Source organism: Sphingomonas horti (assembly GCF_009753715.1).
Classification (GTDB): domain Bacteria; phylum Pseudomonadota; class Alphaproteobacteria; order Sphingomonadales; family Sphingomonadaceae; genus Sphingomonas_B; species Sphingomonas_B horti.
The window spans coordinates 172,875-185,492 of sequence record NZ_WQMS01000006.1 but is presented as its reverse complement, the minus strand read 5'-3'; the positions used below and the strand labels follow the sequence as shown (position 1 = coordinate 185,492).

Annotated in this window: 11 protein-coding genes and 1 tRNA gene; 7 read left to right on the top strand and 5 right to left on the bottom strand. The window is 67.9% G+C overall.

The features are described 5' to 3' along the window. Position 1: 1 nt before the first annotated feature. The 4 genes from metH to GON01_RS04490 all read left to right on the top strand — a co-directional run bounded on the left by metH (position 2) and on the right by GON01_RS04490 (position 6,071). Positions 2 to 2,623 carry a methionine synthase gene (gene metH, locus GON01_RS04505; protein WP_157026172.1) on the top strand — a complete coding sequence of 874 codons (2,622 nt, stop codon included), beginning with the start codon at positions 2 to 4 and terminating at the stop codon, positions 2,621 to 2,623. 184 nt (positions 2,624 to 2,807) lie between these two features. Then, a complete protein-coding gene (locus GON01_RS04500; protein WP_181599894.1) occupies positions 2,808 to 3,848 on the top strand; it encodes a UDP-glucose--hexose-1-phosphate uridylyltransferase in 1,041 nt (346 codons plus the stop codon). Next, positions 3,841 to 4,989: a galactokinase gene (gene galK, locus GON01_RS04495; protein WP_157026170.1), complete on the top strand. Its 1,149-nt coding sequence runs from the start codon at positions 3,841 to 3,843 to the stop codon at positions 4,987 to 4,989. Before GON01_RS04500 ends, galK begins: the two co-directional genes overlap by 8 nt. Before the next feature lie 674 nt (positions 4,990 to 5,663). Further along, positions 5,664 to 6,071: a hypothetical protein gene (locus tag GON01_RS04490; protein WP_198159775.1), complete on the top strand. Its 408-nt coding sequence runs from the start codon at positions 5,664 to 5,666 to the stop codon at positions 6,069 to 6,071. A gap of 75 nt (positions 6,072 to 6,146) precedes the next feature. Here the strand turns inward: GON01_RS04490 and mltG are convergent, their stop codons facing one another. The 3 genes from mltG to GON01_RS04475 all read right to left on the bottom strand — a co-directional run bounded on the left by mltG (position 6,147) and on the right by GON01_RS04475 (position 8,710). Beyond that, positions 6,147 to 7,106: an endolytic transglycosylase MltG gene (mltG, locus tag GON01_RS04485; RefSeq protein WP_157026168.1), complete on the bottom strand. Its 960-nt coding sequence runs from the start codon at positions 7,104 to 7,106 to the stop codon at positions 6,147 to 6,149. A 10-nt stretch (positions 7,107 to 7,116) separates the two neighbouring features. Beyond that, positions 7,117 to 8,376, bottom strand: a complete 1,260-nt coding sequence (gene fabF / locus GON01_RS04480; protein WP_157026167.1) for a beta-ketoacyl-ACP synthase II — start codon at positions 8,374 to 8,376, stop codon at positions 7,117 to 7,119. Between the two features lie 97 nt (positions 8,377 to 8,473). Next, entirely contained in the window at positions 8,474 to 8,710 is a 237-nt protein-coding gene (locus tag GON01_RS04475) for an acyl carrier protein (protein ID WP_046348156.1), read from the bottom strand. A 117-nt stretch (positions 8,711 to 8,827) separates the two neighbouring features. Here GON01_RS04475 and GON01_RS04470 point away from each other — a divergent pair, with 117 nt between their 5' ends. After that, positions 8,828 to 9,397, top strand: coding sequence for a 5-formyltetrahydrofolate cyclo-ligase (locus tag GON01_RS04470; RefSeq protein ID WP_157026166.1), 570 nt, complete (start codon positions 8,828 to 8,830; stop codon positions 9,395 to 9,397). Beyond that, the gene (locus tag GON01_RS17175) at positions 9,394 to 9,606 is read left to right on the top strand and encodes a DUF2842 domain-containing protein (RefSeq protein ID WP_309503070.1); all 213 of its coding nucleotides are present in this window, start codon (positions 9,394 to 9,396) and stop codon (positions 9,604 to 9,606) included. The genes GON01_RS04470 and GON01_RS17175 overlap by 4 nt, the downstream gene beginning before the upstream one ends. Before the next feature lie 11 nt (positions 9,607 to 9,617). On the opposite strand, the gene GON01_RS04460 is transcribed toward GON01_RS17175, so the two are convergent. Continuing rightward, a tRNA-Asp gene (locus tag GON01_RS04460) sits at positions 9,618 to 9,694 on the bottom strand. 61 nt (positions 9,695 to 9,755) lie between these two features. After that, positions 9,756 to 10,946, bottom strand: a complete 1,191-nt coding sequence (locus GON01_RS04455; protein WP_157026165.1) for an AI-2E family transporter — start codon at positions 10,944 to 10,946, stop codon at positions 9,756 to 9,758. A gap of 171 nt (positions 10,947 to 11,117) precedes the next feature. On the opposite strand from GON01_RS04455, the gene glpK reads away from it, so the two are divergent. Beyond that, complete coding sequence (glpK, locus tag GON01_RS04450) at positions 11,118 to 12,581, top strand: glycerol kinase GlpK (protein ID WP_157026164.1); 1,464 nt, start codon at positions 11,118 to 11,120, stop codon at positions 12,579 to 12,581. The last annotated feature ends 37 nt before the right edge of the window (positions 12,582 to 12,618 follow it).

The following is a 12,618-nucleotide window of genomic DNA, read 5'->3' as shown; positions in this document are numbered from 1 at the left end:
TATGGCTACCGCATACAAGGAAGAGCCCGAAGCGGCTCCGCAATCCGCCACGTTCGTCAATATCGGCGAGCGCACCAACGTCACCGGATCGGCGGCGTTCAAGAAGCTGATCATGGCCGGCGACTATGCGAAGGCGGTCGAGGTCGCGCGCCAGCAGGTCGAGAACGGCGCGCAGATCATCGACGTCAACATGGACGAAGGCCTGCTCGACGCCGAGGCGGCGATGACGACCTTCCTGAAGCTGATCGCCGCCGAGCCCGACATCGCACGCGTGCCGGTGATGGTCGACTCGTCCAAATGGTCGGTGATCGAGGCGGGGCTGAAATGCGTGTCCGGCAAGCCGATCGTCAACTCGATCAGCATGAAGGAAGGCGAAGCGGCGTTCCTCGACCAGGCGCGCAAGGTGATGGCCTATGGCGCCGCCGTCGTCGTCATGGCGTTCGACGAGACCGGGCAGGCGGACACAAAGCAGCGCAAGGTCGAGATCTGCGAGCGCGCCTACAAGCTGCTGACCGGCATCGGCTTTCCGGCCGAGGACATCATCTTCGATCCGAACATCTTCGCGATCGCGACCGGGATCGACGAACATCGCCGCTACGCGATCGACTTCATCGAGGCGACGCGCGAGATCAAGGCGCGCTGCCCGCACGTCCATATATCAGGCGGGCTGTCGAACCTCAGCTTCAGCTTCCGCGGCAACGAGCCGGTGCGCCGCGCGATGCACTCGGTGTTCCTGTACCACGCCATTCCGGCGGGCATGGACATGGGCATCGTCAATGCCGGACAGCTCGACATCTATGACGAGATCGACCCGGAGCTGCGCGAGGCCTGCGAGGATGTGATCCTCGACCGGCGCGACGACGCCACCGACCGGCTGATCGCGCTGGCCGAGCGCTATCGCGGCCCCGACGCGGTCGCCGAGAAACAGGCCCAGGAATGGCGCGGCTGGCCGGTCGCGAAGCGGCTCGAGCACGCGCTGGTCAAGGGCATCGACGCCCATGTGATCGAGGATACCGAGGAAGCACGCCTTCAGTTCCCCCGTCCGATCGAAGTGATCGAAGGCCCGCTGATGGACGGGATGAACGTCGTCGGCGACCTGTTCGGATCGGGCAAGATGTTCCTGCCGCAGGTCGTGAAGTCCGCCCGCGTGATGAAGAAGGCGGTCGCGCACCTCCTGCCCTTCATCGAGGCGGAGAAGGACCCGAACGCCCGCGGCAAGGGCCGGATCGTGATGGCGACCGTGAAGGGCGACGTCCACGATATCGGCAAGAACATCGTGGGCGTCGTGCTGCAGTGCAACGGCTTCGAGGTGATCGACCTGGGCGTGATGGTGCCCTGGACCAGGATCCTGGAGACCGCGAACGAGAACGACGCGGACATGATCGGCCTTTCCGGCCTGATCACGCCATCGCTGGACGAGATGGTCACCGTCGCCGAGGAAATGAAGCGCGCCGGCATGACGATGCCGCTGCTGATCGGCGGCGCGACCACGTCCAAGGTGCACACCGCGCTGCGCATCGATCCGGCCTATGACGGGCCGGTGATCCATGTGCTCGACGCCAGCCGCGCGGTCGGCGTCGCCTCGACTCTGGTCAGCGACACGCTGGCCGAGGAATTCGTCGACAAGACCGGCGCCGACTATGCCGCCGTCCGGGCCGCGCGCGAGAACAAGGGTCAGAACGAGCTGCTGCCGATCGCCGACGCGCGGGCGAATGGCTTCAAGGCAGATTTCGCGCTGAAACCCCCTGCTCCGGTCCAGCCGGGCCTGCACAGCTTCGACGACTGGCCGCTGGAGGACCTGCGCGATCATTTCGACTGGACGCCCTTCTTCCGCGCCTGGGAGCTGGCGGGCACTTATCCGTCGATCCTCGACGATGCCGTGGTGGGGGAAAGCGCGCGCAACCTGTTCGCCGACGCCAACGCGATGCTGGACCGCATCATCGCCGAGAAATGGCTGACCGCGCGCGGCACCGCCGGCCTGTGGCCCTGCCGGCGCGAGGTCGACGATATCCTGGTCCGCCCCTGCGACGGCGCGGAGGTCCGCTTGCCGATGCTGCGCCAGCAGACGATCAAGTCGCGCGGCCGGCCGAACATGTGCCTGGCGGACTTCATCGACCCGGCCGGAGACTGGATCGGCGGCTTTGCCGTCGCGATCCACGGCGCGGAGCCGCATCTGGCCCGCTTCAAGGAAACGCATGACGATTATTCCGATATCCTGCTGAAGGCGCTGTCGGACCGCTTCGCCGAGGCGTTCGCCGAGCGGCTGCACAAGCATGTCCGCACCGATTTATGGGGCTATGCGGCGGGCGAGCAGCTGACCAACGAGGCGCTGATCCGCGAGCAATATCGCGGCATCCGCCCGGCGCCAGGCTATCCCGCCTCGCCGGATCACAGCCTGAAGCCGATCCTGTTCGACATGCTCGGCAGCCCCTCCGGCATCACGCTGACCGAAAGCTTCGCGATGCTGCCCACCGCGGCCGTATCCGGCTTCTATTTCGGCCATCCCGAAAGCGAGTATTTCGGCGTCGCCCGGATCGACCGCGACCAGCTGGAGGAATATGCCGGCCGCCGCGGCGTCGATCTAGCCCAGGCCGAACGCTGGCTGCGCCCGAATCTCACCTGATCGGGAACCCCGCCGCCGTTCCACGCGTTCTATGATTTCCGACCGGCCTGAAAAACCGGGAGGATGAGTTCTTCGCTCTCGATCCGAGGGCGGAGATCTCAAACGGAGCCCCGCCGCCGACAAGCGACGGGGCTCTTTGCTTGTCCGGCCCGTTCCTCTACGGCCCCATTCCGGAGAGCAATCAGTGGCGTTCGACCCGGCCGACCATCCGCACCGCAGGCGCAATCCGCTGAACGGCGGCGAAGTGCTGGTGTCGCCGCACCGGATGAAGCGGCCCTGGCTCGGCCAGACCGACCAAGCCTGCGAGGCGCGCGGCGCCGCGCACGATCCGTGCTGCTATCTCTGCCCCGGCAACGCGCGCGTCACCGGCGAGCACAACCCGGATTACCAGGGCGTCCACATCTTCCCGAACGACTTCGCGGCGCTGCTGCCCGACACGCCGGCACCGGAATCGCACGACGCGCTGTTCGCGGCCGAGCCGGCGCGGGGAACGGCGCGGGTGATCTGCTTCTCGCCCGATCACGGGGCCAGCCTGCCCCTGCTGTCGGTGGAGCAGATCCGAGCAGTTGTTGATGCCTGGGTGGCGCAGGCGGAGGAACTGGGCCGCAGCCACGCCTGGGTGCAGTTATTCGAGAACAAGGGCGCCATGATGGGCTGCTCCAACCCGCATCCGCATGGGCAGGTCTGGGCGACAAGCTGGTTGCCCGAGGAGCCGGGGCGCGAGGACGAGCGCCAGCGCGCCTGGATCGCGGAACATGGGCAACCGATGCTGGTGGAGGTGGCGGAGCGCGAGGCGGACGGCCCGCGCGTCGTGGTGCAGACCGAGCGCTGGCTTGCGATCGTGCCGTTCTGGGCGAGCTGGCCGTTCGAGACGCTGCTGCTGCCGCGCTTCCCGGTCGCACGGCTCGAGGAGCTTGCGCCCGCGGACCGCGACGGCCTGGCGCGCGTGCTGAAGGAGCTCACGACCCGCTACGACAATCTGTTCCGCTGCTCTTTCCCCTATTCGATGGGCTGGCACGGCGCGCCCTATGACGGGCGGGACACCAGCGGCTGGCAGCTCCACGCCCATTTCTACCCGCCGCTGCTGCGGTCCGCGACGGTGCGCAAGTTCATGGTCGGCTTCGAGTTGCTCGCCGAAGCGCAGCGCGACCTGACGCCCGAACAGGCCGCCGCGCGTTTGCGCGACGTGAGCACGACGCACTATCTGGACGACACGAATGGCTGAGCAGGCGACAATCGAACGGGTGAAGCGCGTGTTCGCCCAGCGTTTCGGCGGCGCGCCCGACCTGATCGCGCAGGCGCCCGGCCGCGTGAACCTGATCGGCGAGCATACCGACTATAATGACGGCTTCGTGCTGCCGCTGGCGATCGACCGGGGCACCGTCGTCGCGGCGCGCCGGGCGGGATCGGAAATCGTGGTCTATGCCGCCGATTTCGCCGCCGAGGACCGCTTCACTTTCGCCGAGCGAGTCGACGATGCCGGGCCCGGCGACTGGCGCAACTATGTCCGCGGCATGATCGCGATGCTGGTGGAACTCGAAATGGCGCCGCAAGGCATGGAGCTCGCGATCGCCGGCGACGTGCCGCAGGGCGCGGGCCTCTCCTCCTCCGCCTCGCTGGAAGTCGCGGTCGGCTTGGCCGTCGCCAGCCTCGCGGGCGCCGAGATCGACCCGACCCTGCTCGCCCAACTCGCCCAGCGAGCCGAGAATGAGTTCGCCGGCTGCGCGTGCGGGATCATGGACCAGCTCGTCTCCGCCCGCGCCGAGCCCGAGCAGGCGCTGCTGATCGACTGCCGCTCGCTCGAATGCCGCCCGATGCCGCTGCCGGAGCATGCGGCCGTGCTGATTGTCCATTCAGGCGTCGAGCGTGGCCTGGTCGACAGCGCCTACAATGAGCGCCGCCGGCAATGCGAGGAGGCGGCCGGCCACTTCGGCGTGCTCGCGTTGCGCGATGCCGAGGAAGCACAGCTTGCCAGCGCCGAGGATCTGGGCGAACTCGCCCGGATGCGCGCTCGCCATGTGGTGACGGAAAACGCCCGCACCCTCGACGCCGCCGAAGCGCTCGCGGCCGGCGACATGGCGCGGCTGGGGCGCCTGATGGCCGACTCCCACGCCTCGATGCGCGACGATTTCGAGATCACCGTCCCCGCGATCGACGAGCTTGTCGCGATCCTCCAGCGCGAGATCGGTACTGAGGGCGGCGCCCGCATGACCGGCGGCGGCTTCGGCGGCTGCGTCATCGCCCTGCTTCCGGCCGAACGGGTGGCGGCCGTGACCGCAGCCATCCGCCGCGACTATCGCCCGCCCAACGGCAAGCCGGTCATGATCCACGCCTGCCGGCCAGCCGCGGGGGCGGGATTGCTCTGACCAGCTCGCTTCACAGCGAGACAAAGGTAACAAAGGTGCCAGCACGTCACTGTCCCTTTTGTCACCCTCCGCCGATCGGCTCGCCCCGGCTTGCACAAGTTCTGAACGATTCAAATAAGCCGGTGCGTGCGGCCGAGTCGGGCGTATCAGATGACCAGGCGTGTAGGACAGCGGGACGTCTGCTTTCGACTGGTTCCCGCCATTGTCCGTTCGAGGGCTCGTATCGAGGGATGTGGCCCCCTCGATACGCCGTCTCGATACGCTCGCGTCGCGAGCTACTCGACGGCTACTCGGGACGAACGGAGATGAGGGAGCGACGACATCCGCTTTCCACCTGTCGGACATTCGGCAGGATCATCGCGGCTATGTCCGGAAACGACCGGTAGCGGACCTGAGCTTCTGTCCACTTGCGGGAGAGAATAGCTTTGGTTGGCAGCTTGCTGCCTAGCAAAGCTTAGAGAGGGGTGCGGCGCTTTGCGCCGCGCGAGCCTGCGGCTCGCCCCCCTCTCCCCGCTCGCCCCGGATCAAGTCCGGGGCGAGTCGCCCTCTCCCGCAAGGGGAGAGGGGAAACAGCCGCTTGCCACCCTTCCCGGGCATCGGTGCTTTCGCTCGCCCGGAATTTGCCAAGCCTGGCCCAACAGCGCATCTTTCCGCCGCCATAAACGGGGAGGGTTATGATGGCGACCACTTACGACAATCGCGTGCCTGCGTGGTTCTGGATCGTGGCGGGGCTGGGCCTCGTCTGGAATGCGATCGGGGCGGCGTTTTATCTGGGGTCCGTCGGCGTGCTCGGCGGGCCGTTCGCGCCGCCGCCGGGGATGCCGGCGATGCCGGTCTGGGCGACGGCCGGCTATGCGATCGGCGTGTGGGGCAGCGTGGCGGCGATGATAGGCCTGCTGATGCGTGCGCGCTGGGCGCGCCTGCTGCTGTGGGTCGCGCTGGCGGCGCTGATCGTCGACTGGGCGTGGGTGTTCTTCATGAGCGGCGCGGGCATCCAGCCGCTCGGTATCTGCGTGCTGCTGATCGCGCTGCTGCTGGCCCTGATGGGTGAGCTGGCGATGAAGCGGGGGTGGCTGAGATAGCAAGAATCCGTTCGCGTCGAGCGAAGTCGAGAAGCGTGTCTCGACTTTGCTCGACACGAACGGCTCCTCTTTGACCTACATCTCGCCGCGCGCGCGCCTGAGTGCGTACCACTTCGCGACGTTGGCATTATGCTCGGCCAGCGTGTCGGCGAAGACGTGGCCACCCTGGCCGTTGGCGACGAAATAGAGCGCATTGGTCGGTGCCGGATCGAGCACCGCCGCGATCGACGCGCGGCCGGGATTGGCGATCGGGCCTTCGGGCAGGCCGGGACGGGCGTAGGTGTTATAGCCATTGTCCGCGCGCAGCTCCGATTGGAGGATGCGGCGGCCGAGCGGCTTGCCCTTGGTGACCGGGTAGATGACGGTCGGATCGGCCTGAAGCGGCATGCCGATGCGCAGCCGGTTCGAATAAACGCCGGCGATCATCCGCCGCTCGGCGGGCACGCCGGTTTCCTTCTCGACGATCGAGGCGAGCGTGACAGCCTCCTCGGGCGTGCGCGCGACGGTCGATGGCTTGCGCGCGGCCCAGAGCCTGGCGAGCGTTTTGTCCATCGCCGCCGTCATTCGCTTCAGCACGGCGGCACGCGGTTCGCCGCGCGTGTAGCTGTAGCTGTCGGGCAGCACCGAGCCTTCCGCCGGCATCGGAATCGGGCCCGTCAGCAGCGGATTGGCGATCAGCTTCTCGTAAACGAGGATCGACGGCATGCCCTCGGGCACGGCGACGAAGCGCTGCATCGTCTTGCCTGATTGCAGCAGGTCCAGGATCGCACGCGCGCTGGCGCCCTTCGGCACTTCGTATTCGCCGGCGCGGATCACGCCCTGCCCGCCGAACACGCGCGCGAGAAGCAGGAAGCGTTGCGACGACCCGATCGCCCCCGCCTTTTCCAGCTCCCGCGCAGCAGTGCGCAGCGTGCCGCCTTCCGGCACGACCACGCTCAAAGCCTTGGGCGCCGGGCCGGGGCCATTCCACGCGTAAAATGCCGCGCCGCCCGCGATGACGAGCAACGCGAGCGCGAAGACAACCAGGCGGCGCATGGAGGTTGGACTAGACCGCCTTCAGCACCAGGCTGGCATTGGTGCCGCCGAAGCCGAAGCTGTTGTTGAGCACCGCCTTGACCTTGCGCTCCTTGGCCGTGTGCGGGACCAGATCGACGCCCTCGACGCCTTCGCTCGGATTGTCGAGGTTCAGCGTCGGCGGCACGATCTGGTCGCGCATCGCAAGGATGCAGAAGATCGTCTCGACCGCGCCGGCGCCGCCCAGCAAATGGCCGATCGCCGACTTAGTCGACGACATCGACAGATTAGCGATGTTGTTGCCGAACAGCCGCCGCACCGCGCCCAGCTCCAGCTCGTCGCCCAGCGGCGTCGAGGTGCCGTGCGCGTTGATATAATCGATGTCGCTGAGATCGAGGCCGGAGCGCTCCATCGCGACCTTCATCGCGCGGAATGCCCCCGCGCCTTCCGGATGCGGCGCGGTCACATGATAGGCGTCGCCCGACATGCCATAGCCGATCAGCTCGCCGTAGATTTTCGCGCCGCGCTTCTTCGCACGCTCATATTCCTCGAGCACGACGACGCCGGCGCCTTCGCCCATCACGAAGCCGTCGCGGTCTTTGTCGTACGGGCGCGAGGCGCGCTGCGGCTCGTCGTTGAAGTTGGTCGACAGCGCGCGCGCTTGGGCGAAGCCGGCGATGCCGATCGGGCAGATCGCGCCTTCCGCGCCACCCGCCACCATCACGTCCGCGTCGCCGAGCTGGATCATCCGGCCCGCGTCGCCGATCGAATGGGCGCCGGTCGAGCAGGCGGTCACGACCGCGTGATTCGGCCCCATCAGGCCGTATTTGATCGAGACCTGGCCGGAGATCAGGTTGATCAGCCTGCCATGGACGAAGTGCGGGGAGACGCGGCGCGGACCCTTGTGCTCCAGCACCAGCGATTCGCTTTCGATGCCGGGGAGGCCGCCGATGCCGGCGCCGATCGAGCAGCCGGCGCGGAACCGCTCTTCCTCGCTCATGTCGGTCAGGCCGGCGTCTTCCAGCGCCTGGCCGGCGGCGTCGATGCCGTAGATGATGAACGGGTCGACCTGGCGCTGGACCTTGTGGTCGACGCGCTTGTTGGGGTCGAAGCCATATTCGTGGCCGGCCGGCTTCACCTCGCAGGCGATGCGGCATTGAAAGTCGGTCGCGTCGAAGCGGGTGATCGTGCCCGCGCCCGACTTCGACGCCTTGATGTTGGACCAGCTGGTCTCGACGTCCCCGCCCAGCGGGGTGACAAGGCCGATTCCGGTGACGACGACACGGCGCATGCGCAAACTCCAGTGCGTAAAGCGAAACGGCCCCCCTGCCCGCATGTGGGCCGGAGAGCCGTTCGATCAAGCTGGGCGAGTGAACCCGCCCGCGGGCTCAGCCCTTGTTGCTGTCGATATAGTTGATCGCGTCCTTGACGGTCGTGATCTTTTCCGCGGCATCATCGGGAATCTCCACCCCGAATTCCTCCTCGAAAGCCATCACGAGCTCGACGATGTCGAGGCTGTCGGCGCCGAGATCATCGATGAAGCTGGCGTCCTCGGTGACCTTGTCCGCTTCGACGCCGAGGTGCTCGACGACGATCTTCTTCACCCGGTCGGCAGTCTCGCTCATGGAGTATCCTTTGTGTTGATCTTTGATCCGCACCTAATCCGCCACCTGAACGCTGGCAAGCCCCGCGCCGCTCCAACAGGGTGGCTTGTCGCCGCGCCGTCTCTTAAGGCGCGCTGAATGGATTCGACCGACTTGAAGGCGCAGCTGCGCACCGAGCTCAGGGCGCGGCGCGACGCGATGGTCGCCACGCTCGACTCGGCGGCGCGGCTGTTCGCCTTCCACGCCGCCCCGACTCCGCTGAAGGAGCTGATCGCGGGCGCGAACCGCATCGCGGCTTATCACCCGCAGGGAAGCGAGGCCGACCCGGCAGCCCTGCTCGATTACGCGGCGAAGGCGGGCAAGACCATTGCCCTGCCCTATGTCGAACGGCGCTCCGTTCCGATGCGCTTTCTTGCCTGGCGCCCGGGCGATCCGCTGGTCGCGGGCCAATGGGGGCTGGAGCAGCCCGATCCGGCGACGGCGCCCGAAGTCGCGCCGGACCTGTTCCTGGCGCCACTGCTGGGATTCGACCGCCGGCTGCACCGGCTCGGGCAAGGCGCGGGCTTCTACGACCGCGCCTTCGCTCGCTACCCGGACGCGATGCGGGTCGGCATCGCCTGGCACGTGCAGGAAGTCGATGTGGTCCCGGACGATCCCTGGGACGTGCCTCTTCACGCCGTGCTGACCGAGCGGGAGTGGATCCGGTGATCGACCCGCCCGCCCGGAGCGTGATCGGCATTTTCGCGGTGCTGGCGCTGATCGCCGGCTGGGCGATTCTCGTCGCGAGCTTCAGCGCCGAAATCGCGCGGCTCTGGGGTCCGCTGCAGCTGCTGATCTACCTCGCCGCGGGCGTCGCGTGGATCTTCCCCGCAATGCCGATCATGCGCTGGGTCGCGACCGGGCGCTGGCGGCGCTGATTCATGGAAAATGGCGCGAGTGACGGGGCTCGAACCCGCGACCTCCGGCGTGACAGGCCGGCGCTCTAACCAACTGAGCTACACCCGCGCTTCGGTTGAGGCGGGCCGGTTAGGGGAGCCGCCCCACGCTGTCAACGCTCAATCGTCGGTCAGTCGTCGGGATCGCCGGGATCGGGCGTGCCGGCGACCAGCGTCCCTTCCTCGAACAGGAAACCGGCGATGTCCGGCTTGCCCGCGGCGCCCGCGATCGTCTGGATGATGATCAGCAGCGGCACCGCCAGCAGCGCGCCCGGCGTGCCCCACACCCAGCCCCAGAAGCTCAGCGACAGCAGGATCAGAAGCGGGTTGATCGTCAGCCGCTTGCCGAGGACCGCGGGCGTCACCGCGTTCGCCTCGACCATGTGCAGGCCGATCTGGATCGCGGCCGGGGTCAGCGCCAGCCACACGTCCGAAAAGGTCATCAGCCCGCCGAGCGCGAGCAGGATCGCGGCGAGGATCGGGCCGATATAGGGGATGTAATTGAGCAAAGCGACGATGCCGCCCCACATCAGCGGCGACGGCATGCCGATCAGCCAAAGGGCGGCCGAGACCAGCAGGCCCAGGGTCACGTTGATCAGCGTGATCGTGCCCAGATAGGCCGAGGTCGAATCGACCACGTCCTGGATCACCCGCGCCGTCGCCAGCGCCCCACCGAAACTGCCGCGCGAAGTGATCGTCCGCTCGCGAAGGCGCGTCCAGCCGCACAGGAAGAAATAGACGACGAGGATGCCGAAAAAGAGCTGGATCGCCGCGTGCGGCGCGGACGAGACATAGTCCATGATCGAGCTCGGCGCCTGCACCGCCGACGCCTGGGCGGCGGCGACCGGCCCCTTCGCCAGCATCTGCACCGTGTCGTCGACGAATTTCTGCAGGTTGGAATAGAAGTCGATCACGGGCGCCAGATTCGCCTGGATCTGCGGGATGCGCTGCGGCAGCGCCTGGAACCATTCGGTCGCCGGCACCACGATCGAGGCGAGCGCGGCGTTCGCGATCACCAGGAAAAAGAACAGGCACAGAAACGCGGCGATTCCCGACGGCACCCGCCGCCGCTCCAGCCATTCGAGCAGCGGCACCAGCGCGATCGCGATCACCATCGCGGCGGTGACCGGCAGCAGGAACTCCGATGCCGCCCGCAGCGCGAACGGCAGGCCCAGCAGCAGGCCGATGCCGGCCATCAGCGTCAGCCCGGCGAGCAGCCGTACTCGCTGCCGCTCAAGGCTCGGCTCCGCCACGCGCCGGATGCGATCCAGCGGGGCCGGCCGCGGCCGCGGTTCCACCCGCTCGGATTGTTCGACGCGCATGCCGGCGTTATGCGCAGAAAATCCTCGCCTGCGCTAGCAGGGGACGGGGGCCAAGCGAAGCCTGGTGGAGGGGCCGGAGCGAAGCGGAGGTTTGGGTTCGTCGCTTTCGCGACGCCCCTCCACCGCGCGCGATGCGCGACCTATCCCCGGCGAGCTGGGGGAGGATTTGAATTGGCCGGAACCATTCTGGTGATCGACGAAGGCACGACGTCCACGCGGGCGATGCTGTTCGCGCTGGACGGGCATTGCCTGGGCTCGGCGCAGCGGGAGCTGACCCAGCACTACCCGGCACCTGGCCTTGTCGAGCACGATGCGGCAGAGATCTGGCAGCGGACGCTCGAATGCGCGCGCGAGATGGTCGAACGCGCCGGCGGCGCGGAGCGGGTCGCCGCGATCGGCATCACCAACCAGCGCGAGACGATCGTCTTCTGGGACAAGACCACGGGCGAACCGCTCGCGCCCGCGATCGTCTGGCAGGACCGGCGCACGGCCGAGCTGTGCGCCGCCCTCAAGGAACAGGGCCACGAGGCGGCCGTGCAGGCCAAGACCGGCCTGTTGCTCGATCCTTATTTCTCGGCCTCGAAGATCGGCTGGGCGCTCGCGAACTGGCCGCAGCTGCGGGAGGCAGGCCACCGGCTTGCGGTCGGCACCGTCGAATCGTGGCTGGTGTGGAAGCTGACCGGCGGACGGCACGTCACCGATGCGACCAATGCTTCGCGCACTGCGCTGATGGCGATCGGCAGCGGCGGCTGGGACGATGGCTTGCTCGCGCTGTTCGGCGTACCGCGCGCGATCCTGCCCGAGATCGTCGACTGCGCCGGGCGCTTCGGCGAGACGCGGCTGTTCGGCGCCCCGATACCGATCTGCGGGCTGGTCGGCGACCAGCAGGCGGCGACCATCGGCCAGGCGTGCCTTGAACCCGGCGACACCAAGGCGACGTATGGCACCGGCGCCTTCGTGCTGACCGCGACCGGTACCGCCCTGCCGAGCTCGCGCCACCGGCTGCTGGCGACGGTGGCCTGGCAACTCGATGGCCAGCGGCACTATGCGCTGGAAGGCAGCGTGTTCGTCGCCGGCAGCCTGATCAAATGGCTGCGCGACGATCTCGGGCTGCTCGCGAGCGCAGCGGAGAGCGAAGCCATCGCACGCTCGGTCACCGACAATGGCGGCGTTTTTCTGGTGCCTGCCCTGTCCGGCCTCGGCGCGCCCTGGTGGCGGCCGGACGCGCGCGCAGCGATCTCAGGCCTCAGCTTTTCCGCCAAGCGGGCGCATGTGATCCGCGCCGCGCTCGAAGCGCAGGCGCACCAGACCCACGACCTGAAGACCGCGTTCGCCGGCGACGGCTGCGACTGGACCCGGCTGCGCATCGATGGCGGCATGGCGGCGAACGACTGGCTGGCGCAGGACCTTGCCGACATGCTCGGCATCGAGGTCGAGCGGCCCGCCTTCGTCGAAACGACCGCGATCGGTGCCGCGATGCTGGCGGGCGTCGGCGCGGGGCTGTTCGCGACGCTCGCCGAGGCGGCGGCGCTACGGGGCGAGACCCAGGTGTTCAGGCCCGCCATGGACAGCCAAAAGCGGCAGGTGCGGCTGGACGGCTGGGCGACGGCGGTGAAGGCAGTGCTGGACAGCTGAGTCTGCGATCTGCCCCGCACCGTTCGGCCTGAGCTTA

Excerpts from the sequence above, each read along its gene's own strand:
- metH (WP_157026172.1), top strand. The coding sequence starts at position 2 with ATGGCTACCGCATACAAGGAAGAGCCCGAAGCGGCTCCGCAATCCGCC.
- galK (WP_157026170.1), top strand. The coding sequence starts at position 3,841 with ATGGCTGAGCAGGCGACAATCGAACGGGTGAAGCGCGTGTTCGCCCAG.
- GON01_RS04490 (WP_198159775.1), top strand. The coding sequence starts at position 5,664 with ATGATGGCGACCACTTACGACAATCGCGTGCCTGCGTGGTTCTGGATC.
- mltG (WP_157026168.1), bottom strand. The coding sequence starts at position 7,106 with ATGCGCCGCCTGGTTGTCTTCGCGCTCGCGTTGCTCGTCATCGCGGGC.
- fabF (WP_157026167.1), bottom strand. The coding sequence starts at position 8,376 with ATGCGCCGTGTCGTCGTCACCGGAATCGGCCTTGTCACCCCGCTGGGC.
- GON01_RS04475 (WP_046348156.1), bottom strand. The coding sequence starts at position 8,710 with ATGAGCGAGACTGCCGACCGGGTGAAGAAGATCGTCGTCGAGCACCTC.
- GON01_RS04470 (WP_157026166.1), top strand. The coding sequence starts at position 8,828 with ATGGATTCGACCGACTTGAAGGCGCAGCTGCGCACCGAGCTCAGGGCG.
- GON01_RS04455 (WP_157026165.1), bottom strand. The coding sequence starts at position 10,946 with ATGCGCGTCGAACAATCCGAGCGGGTGGAACCGCGGCCGCGGCCGGCC.